The 20564-nt window shown below is 62.9% G+C and carries 15 protein-coding genes and 1 pseudogene; 3 read left to right on the top strand and 13 right to left on the bottom strand.

Going from position 1 to position 20564, the window contains the following annotated elements; translation table 11 throughout:
* Positions 1-6 precede the first annotated feature (6 nt).
* From ACK3SD_RS14745 to ACK3SD_RS14735, 3 genes and pseudogenes are all read right to left on the bottom strand, one after another.
* Positions 7-464, bottom strand: a pseudogene (locus ACK3SD_RS14745) (YjiG family protein).
* Position 465: 1 nt separating this feature from the next.
* Entirely contained in the window at positions 466-1125 is a 660-nt protein-coding gene (locus ACK3SD_RS14740) for a nucleoside recognition domain-containing protein (protein ID WP_481125973.1), read from the bottom strand.
* A 190-nt stretch (positions 1126-1315) separates the two neighbouring features.
* Complete coding sequence (locus ACK3SD_RS14735) at positions 1316-1930, bottom strand: LysE family transporter (RefSeq protein WP_481125972.1); 615 nt, start codon at positions 1928-1930, stop codon at positions 1316-1318.
* A 357-nt stretch (positions 1931-2287) separates the two neighbouring features.
* Here ACK3SD_RS14735 and folA point away from each other — a divergent pair, with 357 nt between their 5' ends.
* Together folA and ACK3SD_RS14725 are read left to right on the top strand one after the other, a co-directional pair.
* Positions 2288-2773 (top strand): type 3 dihydrofolate reductase, encoded by a 486-nt coding sequence (folA, locus tag ACK3SD_RS14730; protein WP_137764299.1) that lies wholly within the window; start codon positions 2288-2290, stop codon positions 2771-2773.
* A 150-nt stretch (positions 2774-2923) separates the two neighbouring features.
* Complete coding sequence (locus ACK3SD_RS14725; RefSeq protein ID WP_481125971.1) at positions 2924-4816, top strand: PhoX family protein; 1893 nt, start codon at positions 2924-2926, stop codon at positions 4814-4816.
* 60 nt (positions 4817-4876) lie between these two features.
* Here ACK3SD_RS14725 and apaH read toward each other — a convergent pair whose 3' ends face one another.
* The 6 genes from apaH to lptD all read right to left on the bottom strand — a co-directional run bounded on the left by apaH (position 4877) and on the right by lptD (position 11629).
* Positions 4877-5731, bottom strand: coding sequence for a bis(5'-nucleosyl)-tetraphosphatase (symmetrical) ApaH (gene apaH / locus ACK3SD_RS14720; RefSeq protein WP_481125970.1), 855 nt, complete (start codon positions 5729-5731; stop codon positions 4877-4879).
* A gap of 3 nt (positions 5732-5734) precedes the next feature.
* The gene (gene apaG / locus ACK3SD_RS14715) at positions 5735-6112 is read right to left on the bottom strand and encodes a Co2+/Mg2+ efflux protein ApaG (protein ID WP_137764296.1); all 378 of its coding nucleotides are present in this window, start codon (positions 6110-6112) and stop codon (positions 5735-5737) included.
* Positions 6112-6951, bottom strand: coding sequence for a 16S rRNA (adenine(1518)-N(6)/adenine(1519)-N(6))-dimethyltransferase RsmA (gene rsmA, locus ACK3SD_RS14710; protein ID WP_137764295.1), 840 nt, complete (start codon positions 6949-6951; stop codon positions 6112-6114). The genes apaG and rsmA overlap by 1 nt, the downstream gene beginning before the upstream one ends.
* Positions 6944-7936 (bottom strand): 4-hydroxythreonine-4-phosphate dehydrogenase PdxA, encoded by a 993-nt coding sequence (gene pdxA, locus ACK3SD_RS14705; protein WP_481125969.1) that lies wholly within the window; start codon positions 7934-7936, stop codon positions 6944-6946. The genes rsmA and pdxA overlap by 8 nt, the downstream gene beginning before the upstream one ends.
* Positions 7923-9221 carry a peptidylprolyl isomerase SurA gene (gene surA / locus ACK3SD_RS14700; protein WP_481125968.1) on the bottom strand — a complete coding sequence of 433 codons (1299 nt, stop codon included), beginning with the start codon at positions 9219-9221 and terminating at the stop codon, positions 7923-7925. The genes pdxA and surA overlap by 14 nt, the downstream gene beginning before the upstream one ends.
* A 65-nt stretch (positions 9222-9286) precedes the next feature.
* Complete coding sequence (lptD, locus tag ACK3SD_RS14695; protein WP_481125967.1) at positions 9287-11629, bottom strand: LPS assembly protein LptD; 2343 nt, start codon at positions 11627-11629, stop codon at positions 9287-9289.
* A 182-nt stretch (positions 11630-11811) separates the two neighbouring features.
* Here lptD and djlA point away from each other — a divergent pair, with 182 nt between their 5' ends.
* Positions 11812-12624 (top strand): co-chaperone DjlA, encoded by an 813-nt coding sequence (djlA, locus tag ACK3SD_RS14690; protein ID WP_481125966.1) that lies wholly within the window; start codon positions 11812-11814, stop codon positions 12622-12624.
* Positions 12625-12675: 51 nt separating this feature from the next.
* Here djlA and ACK3SD_RS14685 read toward each other — a convergent pair whose 3' ends face one another.
* The 4 genes from ACK3SD_RS14685 to ACK3SD_RS14670 form a co-directional block, all read right to left on the bottom strand.
* Complete coding sequence (locus ACK3SD_RS14685) at positions 12676-13974, bottom strand: Gfo/Idh/MocA family protein (RefSeq protein WP_481125965.1); 1299 nt, start codon at positions 13972-13974, stop codon at positions 12676-12678.
* Between the two features lie 197 nt (positions 13975-14171).
* Positions 14172-14825, bottom strand: coding sequence for a bifunctional tRNA pseudouridine(32) synthase/23S rRNA pseudouridine(746) synthase RluA (gene rluA, locus ACK3SD_RS14680; protein ID WP_481127567.1), 654 nt, complete (start codon positions 14823-14825; stop codon positions 14172-14174).
* 81 nt (positions 14826-14906) lie between these two features.
* Positions 14907-17813, bottom strand: coding sequence for an RNA polymerase-associated protein RapA (rapA, locus tag ACK3SD_RS14675; protein ID WP_481125964.1), 2907 nt, complete (start codon positions 17811-17813; stop codon positions 14907-14909).
* A gap of 237 nt (positions 17814-18050) precedes the next feature.
* The gene (locus ACK3SD_RS14670) at positions 18051-20420 is read right to left on the bottom strand and encodes a DNA polymerase II (protein ID WP_481125963.1); all 2370 of its coding nucleotides are present in this window, start codon (positions 20418-20420) and stop codon (positions 18051-18053) included.
* Between the last annotated feature and the right edge of the window lie 144 nt (positions 20421-20564).

Below are 20564 nucleotides of genomic sequence, written 5' to 3'. Positions count from 1 at the left end.
ATCTCCTTACACCAAAGCCTGCATCACCCAGATGGAGAGCAGGGCGTTGATCACACAGACCGCCAGAATCAGCGGGTAGTAGCGCGGGTGCACCCCGGCGGTGCCGAGGCAGCGGCCAACGTTCTGTACTGGGTTGCCCATCAGGTAGATGGCGGGCAGCAGCACGGTGGCGTGGTGGCCGTTGAGCGCCCCTCCAGCACCAAGCTGGCGCAGACGCCGACCGCGCCGCCCATGCTCATCAGCGCCGCCAGCAGCACCGTCGCCGCCTCGCCCGGCAGCCCCCACAGCGCCATCACCGGCTGGCAAATCCGGCCGACCCACTCCAGCAGTCCGGTCACCTTCAGCGCCTGAATGATGACGAACGCCATCACCACGTTCGGCAGCAGGTTGGTGGTGGCGATGGTGAAGCCACGCCGCGCGCCGTCGATAAACATCTCCATCACATTTTTGTGTTGCGTCACCATCTTATTGCTCCTGTACCCGGCGGCTTTCCAGCGCGAAGATCCAGACGCGCAACAGGTTCGCGCCAATGAATTTGAACAGCAGGATCACCGCCAGCGGGGTGATCACCGGCACGGTGATGACGCTGAACAGCGCCGCCGCCGAGGAGAAGTAGTTGGTGACGATGGCGCTGCCGCTGGTCTGGTAAGTGGCGAAGATTGCCCGCTCCTGTTCGGTGATCACCTTGGTCTCTGCCAGCTCCTTGGTCATGCCAGCGGCGGCGTCGGTGTTCTGCAAGTTGGCGATCAGCGCCAGCGAGCAGATGCCCGGTACGCCGAGCAGCGGGCGCAGGATGGGCGTCATCAGTTGCTGTGCGGCGCGCAGGCCACCCAGCCCCTCGGTGATGGCGATCAGGCCCAGCGAGAGGATCACTGAGGGCGTCAGCTCGAGTGCGAACAGGAAGCCATCTTTCGCGCCGCTGCCGCCGCTGCCGCGGAAGGAGGTGACGGTATCGCCCGGCGCGTTGAGCGTGCCGAACGCGCCATTCAGCACGGTGAAGTCCAGCACCCGCCACCAGCCGCTGCTGCTGGAGAAGAGGCCGGAGAAGAGCAGGATAGTGATAAAGAAGGCGAGGTAGCCGGTGATGCCGACCCGCTCTGTTGCGTGAGGTGTCTCTGTTTTCATTATTATTCCTGTCAGTCGTCAATAGCGGCCTGCCGGATGCAGGCCAAAACGGACGATAAAACAACAGGCTGAATCAGGAAGGTGGACAGGATCAAAGAAAGGGCAGGGGATGCATTAGCAAGGTTTAATCATGATTTAACGAATGGCATAAAAAAAGCGGGCCGTAGCCCGCGCCAGGATCACGGGACGATCAGCTCAATGCCACCTTGATCCCCAGTGCGATCAGTACGCCGCCCAGCAGGCGGTCGACGACCTTCTGCGCCTTCGCCAGCCCGCGCCGTACCGGCTCGCTCTGGAACAGGATCACTAGCAGCGGCCACCAGACCACCGACAGGCTAAGGATAATACCGGCGTACCACAGCTTCTCGCCGATGCTGGAGTTGACCTGCAACACCTGGGTAAAGACCGCCAGAAAGAACAGCGTCGCCTTCGGGTTCAGCAGGTTGCAGAGGTAGCCCTGCAAGAAAGCCGCCTTCAGGCTGACGGTCTGCGGGGTGAGCTGGCTGAGGTTCATTTTGCTGTCGCCACGTGCGCGCAGCGCCTGAATGCCGACCCAGATCAGGTAGGCCGCGCCAGCATATTTCAGCACGTTGAACAGCCAGGGCGTGGTGGTGATCACCACCGCCAGCCCGGCGACGCAGTAGGACATATGGGTCGCCACGCCACAGATGACGCCCAGCGCGGTGAACATCGCCGCCGCACGCGGGTAGCGCGCCGCGTTCTTGATCACCAAAAAGAAGTCCGGGCCGGGCGACAACATGCCCAGCGCCGCGATGGTCGCGACAAACAGAGAGGTTTCTAACATCGTATACAGGCCGAGGAGGAAAAAAGGGAATGATAGCCTCACGGCGGGAAATTCGCACCACGCTTATGGATAATTGCCACGCCGGGCCGCTGTGACTGCTGCTTTACTAACCCCTTCGGGGTAGGAATTACGATCTTGTACTGGCTTTTTTCCACTTTGCGGGCAGGAAACATGCGGGCAGGCCACTATTTGTGGCGAAATACGCGGTAAAATGGCGACTTCGCTAAGAGCTGTCTCATAAATTTGTTGGGAACCGCTGACGCTATCGACGGCTGTTGGCCCTTTCCGTATAGTGACAGCACTTTTCGGTACTACACTTTCCGACGACAACACACTCCGACGACACAAGGTTTAACAATGATTATCAGCCTGATCGCTGCACTGGCGGTGGATCGCGTTATTGGCATGGAAAATGCCATGCCGTGGCATTTACCGGCTGACTTGGCGTGGTTCAAGCGCAACACGCTCAATAAACCGGTAATTATGGGACGCAAGACATTTGAGTCTATTGGACGCCCGCTGCCGGGACGCCACAATATTGTTATCAGCAGCCATCCCGGTGACCACGATGGTGTCACCTGGGCCACCTCCGTCGAGGCCGCGCTGGCCGAGGCCGGCGACGCCGCCGAGGTGATGGTGATTGGCGGTGGTCGGGTCTATGACCAGTTCCTGCCGCGTGCTGACCGCCTCTACCTGACGCACATTGATGCCGAAGTGGAAGGGGATACCCACTTCCCGGACTACGAGCCGGATGAGTGGGAGAGCCAGTTCAGCGAATTCCACGATGCGGATGACAACAACTCCCACAGTTACTGTTTCGAAATCCTCGACCGCCGTCGTTAATCTTGCTGGCGGCGCGCCCGGCTGGCGCGCCGTTTTTCTACCTCTCGCCGCCAAATTGTAACAAACCTGAAACACTCTCTGTTTAGACTGACCCGCATCGTTGGCAGCCGGCAGCCTCCTGCCGCTCGCAAATAAGAAAAGGGAAACAGCATGAGTGAAAAAATTGAACTGAATGCCGACCGCCTGATGAATCCAACCCGCCGCAAATTATTGCTGGGAAGCGCGGGGATGGTGGGTCTGGCGGGCTTCCTGGGCGGCATTGGCACCTTCCCGCGTGACGTCTGGGCAGCAGAGGGCACGGGCGCCAACGGCAGCAAACTGTTGGGCTTCAAGGGCATCGCCGCCTCCACCGAGGACAAGGTAGTGCTGGCCGAGGGCTACCGGGCGGACGTGCTGATCTCCTGGGGCGACCCGCTGCACGCGGGCGCGCCAGCCTTCGACCCGAATGGCGGCAACAGTGCGGCGGATCAGGAGCAGCAGTTCGGCGACAACAACGATGGCATGAGCTTCTTCCCGCTGGATGACAACCGTGGCGTGATGGCCATCAACAATGAATATGTCAACGAGCCGTACCTGTTCGCCCACGGCGGCAAAAAGGCCACCAGCCTGGAGGATGTGCGCAAGTCGCAGGCGGCGCATGGCGTCTCGGTGCTGGAAGTGCGCCGCGTTGCCGGTTCCCCGCGCTGGGAGCGTGTCACCGACTCGCGCTACAACCGCCGCATCACTGCCAACACGCCGATGACCTTCAGCGGCCCGGCGGCTGGCAACGCGCTGCTGCAAACCGCCGCTGACCCAACCGGCACCCGCGTGCTCGGCACCTTCGGCAACTGCGCCAACGGCAAGACCCCGTGGGGCACCTACCTCACCTGTGAAGAGAACTTCGACACCTACTTCGGCACCAAACAGGCGGGCTTTGCCACCACCGCTGACCAGAAGCGCTATACCCTGAAGCCGGAAGATCCGGAGCGCAACTGGCCGGACTACGACCCGCGCTTTGACGTGGCGAAAAACCCAAACGAGTTCAACCGCTTTGGCTGGATCGTCGAGATCGACCCGATGAACCCGGACTCCACGCCGATCAAGCGCACCGCGCTGGGACGCTTCAAGCATGAGAATGCCGCCGTTACCGTCGCCGAGGATGGCCGGTTGGTGGTCTACATGGGCGATGACGAGCGCGGCGAGCACATCTACAAATTCGTCTCCAACGGCAAGGTGGACAGCGCCAACCCGGCCAACAACCGCATGCTGCTGGATGAGGGCACCCTCTACGCCGCGCAGTTCAATGGCGATGCCAATGGCACGCCGTTGAAGGGCACCGGCAAGTGGCTGCCGCTGCGCTTCGGTGAGAATGGCCTGACGCCGGAGAATGGTTTCCAGAACGCGGCCGAGGTGCTGATCTTCGCCCGCAAGGCGGCGGCACAGGTGGGCGCGACCAAGATGGATCGCCCGGAGTGGATCGCCGTCAACCCGCATGATGGGCGCGCCTACTGCACCCTGACCAACAACAGCAAACGTGGCGACGAGGGGATGCCGCTTAACGCCGCCAACCCGCGCCCGGACAACATCTACGGCCAGATCATCCGCTGGGATGAGGGCGGCGACGCCACCGCCGAGAGCTTCAGCTGGGACATGTACGCGCTGTGCGGCAACCCGATCGCCCACCCACAGGGCGTCAACCGCGGCACGCCGAACATCACGGCGGAGAACACCTTCAATAGCCCGGATGGGCTGGGCTTTGACCACGATGGTCGCCTGTGGATTTTGACCGATGGCAAGTACACCAACAGCGGCGACTATCAGGGGCAGGGCAACAATCAGATGCTGGTGGGCGACCCGCAGAGCGGCGAGATCCGCCGCTTCCTGGTGGGGCCGAAGTCCTGCGAATTGACCGGCGTGGCCTTCACCCCGGACTACCGCACGCTGTTCGTCAACATCCAGCATCCCGGCGAGGAGGGCGACTCCCACTTCCCGGACAACAGCCCGCGCCCGCGCTCATCGGTACTGATGATCACCCGTGAGGATGGCGGCATCATCGGCGCCTGACGCGCGCAATAAAAAAGGCCGCCGGGCGAGATGCCGGGCGGCCTTTTTATTGGTAGCGGATCAGGAGGCCCGGGGGGCCTCGGTCTCCGCCATGTCATGCTGGCGGTTGGAGGGCTGGGTGAAGTACGCCTTATCCTCCCAGCGCAGCAGCGTCAGTTCGCCACCCCAGCAGCAGCCGGTGTCGAGGGCGTAGATACCCTCCGGCGCGCCACGCCCCTCCAGTGAGGCCCAGTGGCCAAAGATGATGGCGTAACCCTGCTCCGCCACCGGGTTGGGCAGCGCAAACCACGGTTTGAGCGGCGCGGGCGCGTGCTCCGGCGTGTCCTTGCAGATCATGTCGAGCTGGCCGTTGGGGAAGCAGTAGCGCATCCGCGTCAGCGCGTTGGTGCTAAAGCGCAGGCGCGCCAGCCCTGACAGCTCCGGCAGCCAGTTGTTGGGCATGTCGCCATACATGGCGTCGAGGAACAGCGGGTAGCTGTCACTGCTCAGTACCGCCTCCACCTCGCGCGCGCAGAGCTGGGCCGTCGCCAGATCCCACTGTGGCGTGATGCCAGCGTGGGCCATCACCAGCCGCTTCTCCTCATCCACCTGCAACACCGGCTGGCGGCGCAGCCAGTTGATCAGCTCATCCGCATCCTCCGCCTCCAGCAGCGGCGTGATGCGATCCTTGGGTTTGTTGCGGCTGATGCCAGCGTAGACCGCCAGCAGGTGCAGGTCATGGTTGCCCAGTACCATCCGCACCGCCGGGCCGAGCGAGCGCACGTAGCGCAGCACGTCCAGCGAAGCCGGGCCGCGCGCCACCAGGTCGCCGGTCAGCCAGAGGGTGTCAGTGGCCGGATCAAAATTGACCTGCGCCAGCAACGCGCGCAGCTCCTCATAGCAGCCGTGGATATCGCCTATCAGATATGTCGACATAACTCAGTTAATCATGGTTGGAATGGCAAGGCGGAAGGCGGGAATGGCGACACGGAAGGGCGCTCCCTGCTCATCAATCATCTCATAGTGGCCCTGCATGGCGCCGAGCGGCGTCTCCAGCACGGCACCACTGGTGTACTGGAACTCGCCGCCGGGCAGGATGTGCGGCTGCTCGCCGACCACCCCTTCGCCCTGGACCTCCATTTCACGCCCATTGGCGTCGGTGATCAGCCAGTAGCGGCGCAGCAGCTGTACCGGATGCCGCCCCAGATTGCGGATCGAGATGGTATAGGCAAAGACATAGCGGTTCTCGTCGGGCAACGACTGGGACTCAATGTAAACGCTCTGTACCTGTACGCAAACGCGGGGCGACTCAATCATTACAGCGACTCCTGTGGTTCCTGCTGCTGATGCGGCGGATTGGCGGAGAGCCAGTTTGCCAGCGCGCAATACTGCGCCACGGTAATGTTCTCCGCCCGTAGGCCGGGGTTGATGCCCAGTTCGGTCAGCTGCTCTGGGGTGAACAGGTGGCCGAGGCTGTTACGGATGGTCTTGCGGCGCTGGTTGAACGCCTCGGTGGTGATGCGGCTCAACATGCGCACGTCGCCGACCGGGTAGGGCAGCTCGGTGTGCGGCACCAGACGCACCACGGCGGAGTCCACTTTCGGCGGCGGGGTAAAGGCCGTCGGCGGCACTTCCAGCACCGGGATAACCTTGCAGTAGTACTGCGCCATCACAGTCAGACGGCCATAGGCCTTGCTGTTCGGCCCGGCCACCAGACGGTTGACCACCTCTTTCTGCAACATGAAGTGCATGTCGCGGATCGCCTGAGTATAGCTGAAAAGATGGAACATCAACGGGGTAGAGATGTTATACGGCAAATTGCCGAACACCCGCAGCGGCTGGCCTGCCTGCTCCGCCAGCTCGGCGAAGTTGACGGTCATGGCGTCCTGCTGGTGGATGGTGAGCTTGTCCTTCAGCGTCGGGTGCACTTCCAGCCGGGCCGCCAAATCGCGGTCCAGCTCGATCACGGTCATTTTGTCCATGCGTGCGCCGACCGGCTCGGTCAGCGCGCCGAGGCCGGGGCCGATTTCAACCACCGCCTCGCCCGGTTGCGGGTGGATGGCGGAGACAATGCTGTCGATGACAAACTGATCGTTTAAGAAGTTTTGTCCAAAGCGTTTGCGGGCAAAGTGCCCTTGGTGGACTCGATTATTCATTACTGTTGGTTATCATTTTAATGGCGAGATGTAAGGCCGTCTTGAAGCTCCCGGCGTCGGCAGTGCCGCTGCCAGCCAGCTCCAGGGCGGTACCGTGGTCTACTGAAGTTCGGATAAAGGGCAGGCCCAGGGTGATATTCACCGCCCGGCCGAACCCCTGGTATTTTAGCACCGGCAGCCCCTGATCGTGATACATCGCCAGCACGGCATCCGCATGTTGCAGATATTTCGGCTGGAACAGCGTATCGGCAGGCAGTGGCCCAATCAGGTTGATGCCGCGCTGGCGCAGTGCCTCCAGCGCCGGGCCGATGGTGTCGATCTCCTCGCGCCCCATGTGGCCGCCCTCCCCGGCGTGGGGGTTCAGCCCACAGACGTAGATCTGCGGCTGGGCGATGCCAAACTTGCTGCGCAGGTCGGCGTCGAGGATGGTGATCACCTCATCCAGGCTCTGGCGGGTGATGGCGTCCGACACCGCCTTCAACGGCAGGTGGGTGGTGGCCAGCGCCACGCGCAGCTCCTCGGTGGCGAGCATCATCACCACCCGGTCGCAGCCGCTGCGGTCAGCGAAGAATTCGGTATGGCCGCTGAAGGGCACGCCAGCGTCGTTGATCACGCCTTTGTGCACCGGGCCAGTGATCAGCGCCGAGAAGTGGCCCGCGAGGCAGCCATCGCAGGCGCGCGCCAGCGTCTCGACCACGTAGGCGCTGTTGGCGGCGTCCAGCTGGCCTGCGTGCGCTGGCGCGGCCAGTGCCACCGGCAGCACCGACAGGGTGCCGGCCGGGGCGGGCGTGGCGGGCCGACCCGGCTGGTAGTCGCGCAGCGTCAGCGGCAGGCCAAGCTGCGCGGCGCGCTGAGACAACAAAGCCGGATCGGCGCAAGCCACCAGCTCAACAGGCCATGCCTGCTGAGCCAGGGCAACCACCAGATCCGGCCCAATCCCGGCGGGTTCGCCGGGAGTGATCACCACAGGATTAAGGTTGTGCATTGCCATCCAGAATTTTCACGTAGGCCGCGGCGCGCTGCTCCTGCATCCAGGTCTGCGCTTCCTCGGCGAACTTGCGGTTGAACAGCATACGGTAGGCCCGATCTTTCTGGGCAGCGTCTGTCTTGTCCACCTGGCGCGTATCCAGCAGTTGGATCAGGTGCCAGCCAAAGGCGGAGTGCACCGGCTGGCTCACCTCACCCTTACGCAGCTTCAGCAGCGCATCGCGGAACGCCGGATCGTACATGTCCGGGGAGGCCCAGCCAAGATCGCCGCCCTGCATGGCAGAACCCGGATCCTGGGAGAGCTGTTTTGCCAGGGTCGCGAAGTCCGACTGACCACCCTTGATCTGGCTGGCCGCGTCCTGGAGTTTGGCGCGCGCCTGATCGTCGGTCAGCACCACGGAGGTCTTCAGCAGGATGTGGCGGGCGTGCACCTCAGTGACGGAGACGGTCTGGTTGTTGCCGCGGATGTCATTGACGCGCAGGATATGGAAGCCCACGCCAGAGCGGATTGGCCCTACCACCTGGCCCTTCTGGGCGCTTTGCAGGCGCTCGGCAAACAGGGTCGGCAGCTCTTGCAGTTTGCCCCAGCCCATCTGGCCGCCCTTCAGTGCCTGCGGGTCAGCGGAGTAGGTGATCGCCAGCTTGCCGAAGTCGACGCCGCTATTGATCTCGGCTACCAGCTTGCGTGCCAGCTCCTCAGCCTGATCCACCTGATCCTGTGACGGGTTCTCCGGCAGCGGGATCAGGATGTGGCTCAGGTTGAATTCGGCGTCGTTGCCGTTCTGTGCGCCAATCTGCTTCGCCAGCGAATCGACTTCCTGCGGCAGAATGGTGACGCGGCGACGCACTTCATTGTTGCGTACTTCGGAGATCAGCATCTCCTTGCGGATCTGGCTGCGGTAGGTGCCGTAATCCAGCCCCTCGTAGGCCAGACGGCTGCGCATCTGGTCAACGCTCATGCGGTTCTGGGCGGCGATGTTGGCGATTGCCTTGTCCACGTCAGCATCCGTGAGGGTGATACCCATCTTCTGCGCCATCTGCAACTGGATGTTGTCCATGATCAGACGCTCCAGGATCTGGTGGCGCAGGGTGTTGTCGTCCGGCAGCTGCTGGCCAGCCTGCTGCGCGTTCAGCTTCACCGACTGCATCAGGCCGTTCACATCACTCTCCAGCACAACGCCGTTATCCACGACGGCGGCGACCTTATCAACTTCCTGCGGTGCTGCGAACGCGGTATTGGCACAGATCACCAATCCGAGAATAAGCGTTCTCCAGTTCTTCATACCTTTTCCATTTATTGTCATCCGCATAGCGGGTTAAAGTTTACACATCATGCAGTTGCACTTAATCAGAATGCACGCTGGTAAGGGAGGATACCCTGTTTCAGCATCTCCTGTGTGCCGAGAGAATGGTTGCTGCTCAGGCCGCGCAACTCAATATTAAATGACACCCTGTTATCGTATTTGCTCGATTGGGACGTGTTGTCCCACTCAGTGATTTTACGCTCATACCCAAGGTTGATCGCCCAGCAACAGGTGCTGTACTGCACACCAATCAGCTGGTCGGCCGGTTGTTTGGCCTCAACATCATAGTAGTAAGCGCCGACGACGGCCCAGCGATTGGCGATCGGCCAGCTCGCGGTGATGCCCGCCTGCGAGATGCCCTGCTGGTAGCCGGGGTTCTGCACGGTGGGCAGCGTCGCCTGGATATACTCCGGGCTGGCGTAACGGTAGTTCAGCTGTACCATGCGCTCGGCGTCCTTGCGGTACTCCAGCACCGCGTCGCCCAGCGCCAGCGCGTCCAGGCGGGTGTCATATTGCACCCCGCCGCGCACGCCCCAGTTGTTACTGATCTTCCAGTAGGTATCGCCCGCCCACACCAGACTGCCGGTGTCATCATCTTCATCCAGCGACGAGTTCGGATCGCCGGTACGCGGCTGGGTGAAGTAGTAGATTTGACCCGCAGAAACGTTAAAACGTTCAACCAGCGCATCATCATAAATGCGCGAGGTTAAACCGGCGGCCACCTGGTTGGCGGAGGCGATGCGATCCAGGCCGCTGTAGCTGCGGTCGCGGAACAGGCCGGTGTAGTCCGACTGCAACAGGGTGGAGTCATAGGTGTAGATGTTGCTCTGGTCGCGGTACGGGATGTAGAGGTACTGCGCGCGCGGTTCCAGCGTCTGGGTATAGCCCTCCGCCCAAGTCATGTTGCGGTCAAACACCATCTTGCCGTCGGTCTTGAACTCCGGGATGGTGCGGTTGACGTTGTCCTTCAGCGCCAGGTTGCGGTTGGCGTTGAACTCGTCCGGCACATCCTGCTGATAGTGGGTCGCCAGCAGCTTCACTTCGGTGTTCAGGCTGCCCCAGCGGTTAGCCAGCGGCAGGTTGACGGTCGGCTCCAGATGCAGACGGGTCGCCTCCGGGTTGTCCGGGTTAACGCTGGTGAAGCGCGCGGCCTGCCCATAGACGTTGAAGTCAAACGGGCCAAGGTCATTCTGGTAGTAGTGGATATCGAGCTGCGGCTGCGCGCGGTAGGCGTTGGCGTTGCCTGCGTCGGCGAAGACCTGGAACTGTTTCGACGCCAGCATCACATCCCAGTTGGCATCGGCGTAGCCGACGCTGAATTTCTGCGTGGCGTAGCCGTCGGTGGTGGAGCCGTACTCTGAGTCGAGATCGGTGAAGTACTGGGAGTCGCTCACCTTGGTGTAATCGACGTTGAAGCGCCACACCTGATCCATCACGCCGCTGTGGCGCCAGTAGAAGAGCCAGCGGGTGGAGTCGTCATCCTGCGGATAGTCGTCGCGGTACTCTTTGTCGCTTGGCAGCCAGTCGAACTCGATGTTGCCAGCGCCCGGCGCGGTCAGGTAGCGGAACTCGTTCTGTAACTGCATCCCCCGCTTGCTGATGTAGTGCGGCGTCAGCGTGGCGTCAAAGTTAGGCGCGATGTTCCAGTAGTACGGCAGCATGAATTCGAAGCCGTTGTGGCTACCGAATTTGGCGTTCGGGATCAGGAAGCCCGAGCGGCGGCGGTCGCCCACCGGCAGTTGCAGGTAGGGGCTGTAGAACACCGGCACCGGCCCAATCTTGAAGCGGGCGTTCCAAATCTCGGCCACCTGCTCCTCGCGGTCGTGGATCACCTCGGAACCGACCACGCTCCAGCTGTTGTCGCCCGGCAGGCAGGAGGTGAAGGTGCCGTTGTCGAGGATGGTGTAGCGGTTGTTGCCGCGCATCTTCATCTTGTCGGCATCACCGCGCCCCTGACGGCCTACCATCTGGTAATCGCCCTGATCGACGTCAGTATCTTTGGTGTTTAAGTTGGAGAAGGCGCGCGGCCCCTTCAGCTTGATCTGGTTGTCGTCGTAGTGGACGTTGCCGGTCGCGGTCACGGTGCGCACCGGCTCCGGCTGGTCTTTCACCTGGGTCTGGTCGAGTTGCACCTGATCTGCGGTCAGGGTGCTGTTCCCCTGCTGGATGTTGACGTTGCCAGAGAAGATGGCGTTGTCCGGATAGTTGGCCTCACTCTTGTCAGCCTGAATGTGCACCGGCAGAGTCTCCGGATCGCCATTCACCAGCGGCTTATTGTAGGTGGGAACGCCAAGCATACATTGTTCAGCAAGGTCGGCCATCGCGCCCTGGCTGTAGAGTGCCGTGCCAATCATGGTGGCCAGCAGTGTAGGAAGAGTTTTTTTCATACGCGGTATAGGGTGTTCCGTCATCAGGGGCATCATGCCGGCAAACGGTCAGAGACTATCTCACTCATCTACGTTGCGCTAGTGTTAAATCCAGCCGCAATTCTGTCGTCGTTAGGCATCCGGATAAATGCCGAGTATGATAAAGCAAATCTTACGTGACGGCATGGTGAATTGAGGAGTATATGCAGTATTGGGGAAAGCTGCTCGGCGTTGTACTGGGCTTGATGTCCGGTGCGGGCTTTTGGGGCATAGTATTGGGATTTCTGATCGGTCATTTGGTTGACCGGGCGCGGGCCACCCGCCGCCAGGGCTACTTTGCCGATCAGCAGACAAGACAGACCATCTTTTTCCGCACCACCTTCCAGGTCATGGGACACCTGTCAAAAGCGAAGGGCCGGGTAACGGAAGCCGACATCCAGACCGCCAGCCAGCTGATGGCACGTATGCAGCTGCATGGCGAGCAGCGCACCATGGCGCAGCAGGCGTTTCGCGAGGGCAAGGAGAGCAATTTCCCGCTGCGTGACAAATTGCGTGAGCTGCGCAGCGTCTGCTTTGGGCGCTTTGACCTGATCCGCATGTTCCTGGAGATCCAGGTGCAGGTGGCATTCAACGACGGCGTGCTGCACCCGAACGAGCGGCAGGTGCTGTATGTGATCGCCGAGGAGCTGGGCATCTCGCGCCACCAGTTCGACCAGTTCCTTAGCATGATGGAGGGCGGCCAGCAGTTTGGCGGCGGGCAGGGCGGTTACTCCCAGGGCGGCTACCAGCAGCCACAGGGGCCGACGCTGGCGGACGCCTGCAAGGTGCTGGGCGTGCAGCCCGGTGACGACGCCACTACCATCAAGCGCGCCTACCGCAAGCTGATGTCCGAGCACCACCCGGACAAGCTGGTGGCGAAGGGGCTGCCGCCAGAGATGATGGAGATGGCGAAGCAGAAAGCGCAGGCGATCCAGGCCGCCTATGATCTGATCAAGCGTGAGAAGGGCTTTAAATAGCCGCCTGCCACGCACAAAAAAGCCGCCCGCAGGCGGCTTTTTTTATGGCGCTCAGCGACTGCCGCGCAGTTTGCGCACCACCTCGAACTCATCGAAGCGCACCGGCGCATTGCGCTGCATCGAGAGGTTGCCAGCGATGCCGGTCAGGATGGAGAGCGTGCCAGCGCGGTGGTCAGCGGCGCGTTGCAGCGGGTCGATGGGCGGCGAGCCAAACAGATCCTCTAGCATCGCCTGATCGCCGCCGCCGTGGCCGCCCGCGCCAGCGGTGAACTCCGCCTGCCACGCCTCGCCAAACATCGGCCAGACGGTGATCTGGCACTCATCCAGCGCGCCTTCCCCCTCACGCAGGCCGCCGCCGTTGACGTAGGAGTGCTCCACCACCTTCATCTCCAGCCGCCCCTTGCTGCCGTTAAACACCACGTTCAGCCCCTCCCACGGCAGGTAGGCGTTGAGCGAGTAGGTGAGCTGCGCGCGGTTGCGATACTTCACCAGCACCGACAGCGTGTCCTCAATGTTGATGCCGTCGCTGAAGACGCTCTGGTCGCGGTAGTAGCTATCCTCATGCTCCGCCTCCAGATAGAGGGCGCTCAACTGCGGGTTATCGGCCATGTGCAGCGCGAAAGGATCTTCCTTCGCCAGCGCCGAGCCGTGGGCGCGGGCGTAGAACTGGGTCTCGCCGCGTCGCTCGGCGTTCTCGCGGCCGTAGAAGCGCAGATCGCCCATCGCGTAGACCTGCTCCGGGGCGCTGTTGAGCCAGAAGTTGACCAGATCGAAGTGGTGGGTCGATTTGTGCACCAGCAGGCCGCCGCTGTTGCGTTTCTCACGGTGCCAGCGGCGGAAGTAGTCCGCGCCATGCTCGGTGTTCAGCAGCCACTCGAAGTGCACGGAGAACACCTCGCCAATCGTTCCCTTCATCAGCAGTTCGCGCACCTTGCTGTGGTGCGGCGCGTAGCGGTAATTGAAGGTGACGCGCACCTGCCGGCCGCTCTCCTCGATCGCCTCGGTGATGCGCAGCGCGCGCTCGGCGTCGATGGTCATCGGCTTTTCGGTGATCACATCGCAGCCAGCCTGCAACGCACGGATGATGTAGTCATCGTGGGTGCGATCAATGCTGGTGACGATCACGATATCCGGGCTGGTCTCGTCAATCATCTCCTCGAACTCCGCCGCCGAGAAGGTCGGCACCGGTGCCGCACCTGACTGGGCCAGCAGGCGGTTGGCGTAGTTCATCCGCGTCTGGTTGGTATCACAAAATCCCACCAGCCTGGCGCTCTCCCGGTAGGTACTGCCGATGGCCTCAATAAAGAGGCCCGCGCGCCCACCGGTTCCGACTAATGCATATCTTTTCATGACATCCTCTTTATCACCTGCGTAAGGCAAAGGCCGCGGCGGTATCGCTGCATTGCCGGGCCGGATAGGGGGAAGCATAAAAAGCGGGCGGCGGAATGTCTGCCCGGCACAATCAATTAGCAGGAGAAATGGCGGCCAGTGATGTGAGTTTGTGATGCGGGTCAAAAAATAACCGCCGACGGGCGGCGGTCAGGCAATCAGAAGTCGGCGGGCGCGCGGAAGGTCATCGGCGTGCCGAAGTGCGGATGGGTAAGGGTGAGGGTTTCGGCATGAAGTTGCAGCCGGGAGGCCATCGCCCGCGCCTCGGGCGGCGCGTAGAAGTTGTCGCCGAGGATTGGGTGGCCGAGCGCCAGCATGTGCACGCGCAACTGGTGCGAGCGGCCGGTGATCGGCGTCAGGCGCACGCGGCTGGTGCCATCCGCGTCACGCGCCAGTACCTGATAGAGGGTCTGCGCCGGTTTGCCGCTCTCGTGGCACACCTTCTGCTTGGGCCGGTTTGGCCAGTCGCAGATCAGCGGCAGATCCACCAGCCCCTCATCCTCGGCCAGATGGCCGAACACCCGCGCCAGATAGCTCTTTTTCGGCTCGCGCTCGCGGAACTGGCGTTTCAGCTCCCGCTCGGCGGCCTTGGTCAGCGCCACCGCCAGCACGCCGCTGGTGGCCATGTCGAGGCGGTGCACCGACTCGGCCAGCGGAAAGTCACGCTGGATGCGGGTGATGATGCTGTCCTTGTGCTCCTCCGCCCGGCCGGGCACCGAGAGCAAACCGCTCGGCTTGTTGACCACCATCAGGTGCTCGTCCTGATAGAGCAGCATCAGCCACGGATCCAGCGGCGGGTGGTAGGCTTCCAGCGGGGGCGTCAGGGACGCGGCATTGTCGCTCATCGCTTCTTGTCTCGGGGAACCGGGCGCGGCAGGCGCGCCCGGAACGGGTTACTGGTGGCTCACCACCACCAGGCGGATGGCGTCCAGACGCCAGGTAGCGTCATTCAGGTTCGCCAGCACCTGGGTGCGGTTGTGCTCCAGCGCCTCCACCTCATCGTCACGGATGTTCGGGTTGACGGCACGCAGCGCCTCCAGACGGGCCAGCTCGCTGCTGGTTTGCTCGTCAGCCTCGACCTTGGCGGCCTCAATCAGCGCCTTCGCCTCGTCGGCCACCAGCGCCTCCGCCTGTTGCAGCATGGCGTGGACATCCTGCTGCACCGCGTTCACCAGCTTGCTGGAGGTGTGGCGGTTCACGGCATTAAGCTGGCGGTTGAAGCTCTCAAACTCCACCTGCTTCGCCAGGTTGGTGCCCTTGCGATCCATCAACATGCGGATCGGCGTCGGCGGCAGGAAGCGGGTCAGTTGCAGGTGCTTCGGCGCCTGCGCCTCGACCACGTAGACCAGCTCTGCCAGCAGGGTGCCGACCGGCAGCGCCTTGTTCTTCAGTAGCGAGACGGCGCAGCTGCCGGTGTCGCCGGAGAGGATCAGATCCAGGCCGTTGCGGATGATTGGGTGCTCCCAGGTGATGAACTGGGTGTCCTCGCGCGAGAGCGCCTGCTCACGGTCGAAGGTGACGGTGCAGCCATCCTGCGGCAGGCCGGGGAAGTCCGGCACCAGCATGTGATCAGAGGGCGTCAGCACGATCAGGTTGTCGCTACGGTCATCCTGGTTGATGCCGACAATGTCGAACAGGTTCAGCGCAAAGTTGACCAGATTGACGTCATTGTCACACTCGGCAATCGACTCGGCCAGCGCCTGCGCCGCCTCGCCGCCGTTGGAGTGCATCTCCAGCAGGCGGTCGCGCCCCTGCTCAAGCTGCTGCTTCAGCGCGTCATGCTCCAGACGGCACTGGTGGATGAACTCCGGCAGGCCGTCGGTCTGGGTCGGCGCGGCCAGATAGGTCACCAGCTGCTCGTGGTGCTTGTCATAGATGGTGCGGCCGGTCGGGCAGGTGTGCTCGAAGGCGTCCAGCCCGTCGTGATACCAGCGGATCAGCACTGCCTGCGCGGTCTGCTCAAGGTAAGGCACCATGATCTGGATGTCGTGCAGCTGGCCGATACGGTCAAGGCGGCCGATGCGCTGCTCCAGCAGATCCGGGTTGAACGGCAGGTCAAACATCACCAAGTGGCTGGCGAACTGGAAGTTACGCCCCTCGGAGCCGATCTCGGAGCAGAGCAGCACCTGCGCGCCCTCCTCTTCGGAGGCGAAGTAGGCGGCGGCGCGGTCGCGCTCAATGATCGACAGCCCCTCGTGGAAGACGCCAGCGCGGATGCCCTCGCGCTCACGCAGCACCTGCTCCAGTTGCAGCGCGGTTTCGGCCTTGGCGCAGATCACCAGCACCTTCTCGTGGCGGTTGGCGGTCAGGAAGCCCATCAGCCACTCGACGCGCGGGTCGAAGTTCCACCAGGTGCCATTCTCACCCTCGAACTCCTGATAGATGCGCTCCGGGTAGAGCATGTCACGCGCGCGCTCCTCAGTGCTCTTTTTCGCGCCCATGATGCCGGAGACCTTGATCGCGGTCTGGTACTGCGCTGGCAGCGGCAGGCGGATCTCATGCAGCACACGATGCGGGAAGCCCTTCACGCCGTTGCGGGTGTTACGGAACAGCACGCGGCTGGTGCCGTGGCGATCCATCAGCAGGGATACCAGCTCGCGGCGCGCCGCCTCGCTCTGCTCGCCTTCGCCGTTGGCCGCCGCCAGCAGCGGCTCGATGTCCTGCTCGGAGACCATCTCGGCCAGCAAATTCTGCTCATCGTTGGAGAGGGCGTTGCCGCTCATCAGCAGGGTCACGGCGTCGGCCACCGGGCGGTACTGCTGCTGCTCGGCGACAAAATCGTGGTAGTCATGGAAGCGGTTCGGGTCGAGCAGGCGCAGGCGCGCGAAATGGCTCTGCGGCCCCAGCTGCTCGGGGGTGGCGGTCAACAGCAGCACGCCCGGCGTCTGCTCGGCCAGCTGCTCAATCACCTGGTACTCGCGGCTTGGTGCCTCTTCGCTCCAGGCCAGGTGGTGCGCCTCATCCACCACCAGCAGATCCCAGGCGGCGTCCGCCAGCTGCTCCAGACGGCCCTTGTTGCGGCGCACGAAGTCCAGCGAACAGATCACCAGCTGCTCGCTCTCGAACGGGTTGGTCGCCTCGTGCAGCGACTCGGCATATCGCTCATCATCAAACAGGGAGAAACGCAGGTTGAAGCGGCGCAGCATCTCCACCAGCCACTGGTGCTGGAGCGTCTCCGGCACCACGATCAGCACGCGATCGGCCCGGCCAGCGAGCAGTTGCTGGTGGATGATCATCCCGGCTTCGATGGTCTTGCCCAGACCCACCTCGTCCGCCAGCAGTACGCGCGGCGCATGGCGGCGACCCACTTCGTGGGCGATGTGCAGCTGGTGCGGGATCAGGCTGGCACGCATCCCGCGCAGGCCGCTCCATTGCAGGCGGTACTGCTCACGCAGGTACTTGCGGGCGCGGAAGCGCAGCGCAAAGCGATCCATACGGTCAATCTGGCCGGCAAACAGGCGATCCTGCGGCTTGCTGAAGGTCAGCTTGCTGTCGAGCAGCACCTCGCGCATTGCCACCGGCGACTCGCCGGTATCCTGGCGCACGCCGATATAGGTCAGCAGGCCGTTATCCTCTTTCACTTCATCCACGTGCAGTTGCCAGCCCTCATGGCTGGTGACGGTATCGCCCGGATTGAACATCACGCGGGTGATAGGGGAGTCGTTTCTGGCATAAAGGCGGTTTTCGCCGGTCGCGGGGAAGAGCAACGTCACCATGCGCGCGTCGAGCGCCACCACAGTGCCTAATCCTAATTCGCTTTCCGTATCGCTGATCCAGCGCTGACCAAGTTTAAAGGGCATAGTTACTCTCTGTGTTGATAAGGTCGGGTCGTACGTTTTTCCTTGCTTACCCTTTGGGCAATAGCAAAGCCTCCCATGCAGCGAGGCACGGAGTGATGGGCAGGTAAAATGGGAAAGGGCGCTATGGTAATGGAAGGTTGCGGTTTCGTCACCTGCCAGCGCCGTTATTTCTGCTACGTCTCTACATGCCGGGCGCGTGGCCCGGTGTCGCATCCCGGCGGCCCGGCGGGCAGCCGGTTAGAACAGTCCCATCTGCCCGGTAATCAGTGTAGCAAAATCATCCTGGACGAAAGGCAGAATGCCATCCGCCACCGGCTCCAGTTGCCGCTCGATGTAGTGCTCATAGTCGATGGCGGCGCTGCGCGCCTCCAGCGGCACCGGCCCGGCGAGGGTCATCACGTAGCTGATCCAGCCGCCTTTCTGGTACTGCTGCGGCCGGTTGTGTGCCCGGTTGTACTCATCCGCCAGCCGCGCGGCACGCACGTGGGGCGGTACGTGGCGCTCATACTCCGCCAGTGGCCGGCCCAGCCGCTTGCGGTAGACCAGCCGGTCATCAAACTCACCGGCGCGGGTGCGCGCCACGTAGTCGCGCACAAACTCCTGATAGGGCTGCTGGCGGAAGATACGCTGGTAAAGCTCCTGCTGGAAGATCTGCGCCAGCGCCGTCCAGTCGGTGCGCACTGTCTCCAGCCCCTTGTAGATGATCTGCTCCTGGCCGTCGCGGCTCACCAGCCCGGCGTAGCGCTTTTTGCTGCCCAGCTCCGTCCCGGTGCCACGGATCGAGGGCATCAGGAAGCGGCGGAAGTGGGTCTCAAACTCCAGCTCCAGCGCGCTCTCCAGCCCCAGCTCCGCCTTCAGGCTCTGCTGCCAGTAACCGTTGACCCTCTCCACCAGCCGCTGGCCTATCTGCCGCGCCTGCGCCTCATCATGGGCCTGCTTCAGCCAGACAAAGGTGGAGTCGGTGTCGCCATAGATCACCTGATAGCCCTCCTCCTCAATCAGCGCCCGCGTGCGGTGCATGATCTCATGGCCGCGCAGGGTGATGGAGGAGGCGAGGCGCGGGTCGTAGAAGCGGCAGGCGCTGGTGCCGAGCACGCCATACAGCGCGTTCATGATGATCTTTAGCGCCTGTGAGAGCGGGGCGTTGCCCTGCTGCTTGGCCGCCTCGCGCCCCTGCCAGATGCGCTGCACAATCTCCGGCAGGCAGTGGGTCTGGCGCGAGAAGCGCGCGCCGAGGAAGCCCGCCACCGAGGCCGCGTCATCGGGCTGTTGCAGGCCAGCCACCAGCCCGACCGGATCGATCAGGAAGGTGCGGATGATGGAGGGGTAGAGGCTTTTGTAGTCCAGCACCAGCACCGAGTCGTAGAGGCCGGGGCGCGACTCCATCACAAAGCCGCCGGGGCTGGCCTGCTCCGCCACCTCGCCACGGTTGGGCGCGACGTAACCGGCGCGGTGCATCCGTGGGATATAGAGGTGGCTGAAGGCCGCCACCGAACCGGCGTGGCGATCCGCCTCCAGCCCGGTGACGCTGGCGCGCTCCAGCAAAAAGGGCATCAGATCGGTCTTGGCGAAGATGCGCGTCACCAGTTCGCAATCCTTCAGGTTGTAGCGTGCCAGCGCTGGCTTGTCGCTGCGAAAGCGCTGCTCAATCTCCGCCAGCCGCTGGTAGGGGTTGTCGATCGCCTTGCCCTCACCGAGCAGGGTTTGCGACACCGACTCCACGCTGAAGGAGGGGAAGCTCCAGAATGCCGATTTCAGCGCCTCAATGCCGTCGATGAGCAGCCGCCCGGCCGCCGAGGCGAAGTAGTGCCCCTGCTTGAAGGGATGCTCGCGCCACTCCAGCGGCGCGCCGCCACGGCCCAGCCGCAGCGGGATGCCGTAGCGGTCGGCGTGCTTCTGCAATACCCGTAGGTCGAACTGCACCACGTTCCAGCCGATGATCGCATCCGGATCGTGGCGCGCCAGCCATTCGTTGAGCCGCTCCAGCAGCAGCGGGCGGCTGGCGACATACTCCAGCGCGAAATCGACCTGTGTGGGCGGGCCGCTCTCTGGCCCGAGCATGTAGACCTGTCTCTCGCCGCACCCCTCAATGCCGATGCAGTAGAGTTCGCCGCTGCCGCTGGTTTCGATATCAATGGAGGCGAGTTTCAGCGGCGGGCGGTAGCCCTCCGCCGGTTTCATCCGCGTCTGGCGCAGGCTGCCGTCAGCGGCCGGCTCGCCGCTGAACCAGACCGGCGCGGTGATGAAGCGCTCCATCAGGAAGCGCTCCGGCGGGCGGATGTCCGCCTCATACAGCGACAAACCCTGCTCGCGGAACTGCCTCTCCAGCCGCGTCAGCTGGCGGTACTGCGGGCAGTAGAGGCCGAGCTGCGGCCGGTGGCGGAAGTCCTGGAGGTTGACCGGGCGCAGCACCGCGCCTGGCTCACCGCGCAGCAGCGCCTCGGCGCGCGCCTGCTGCTCCACGGGCAGGAAGGCCACGGCGGTTTGCGGCGGCAGGAGCACGCGCTGCGGGCCATCATCGGTCGCCAGCCAGAACTCAAGTTCGGTGCCGACGGGGGTGTCGCGCCAGTGGCGGGTCAGGATAAAACCCTGGCGGGCTGGGGTCATGGGCTACCTTCTTGCGGCCGGAGAGCGGGCGATCAGTATCGGTTTTTCATCCGGCGCTGTCCAACCGCCGCCGCTTCTGCCAAAACCACATACAATTCATTCATTGACTGTATTAATGACGGCGATAACAATTCAACGCCAAAA

The organism is Chimaeribacter sp. YP20170169, from assembly GCF_056739715.1.
This window is presented reverse-complemented; position numbering and strand designations above follow the sequence as displayed.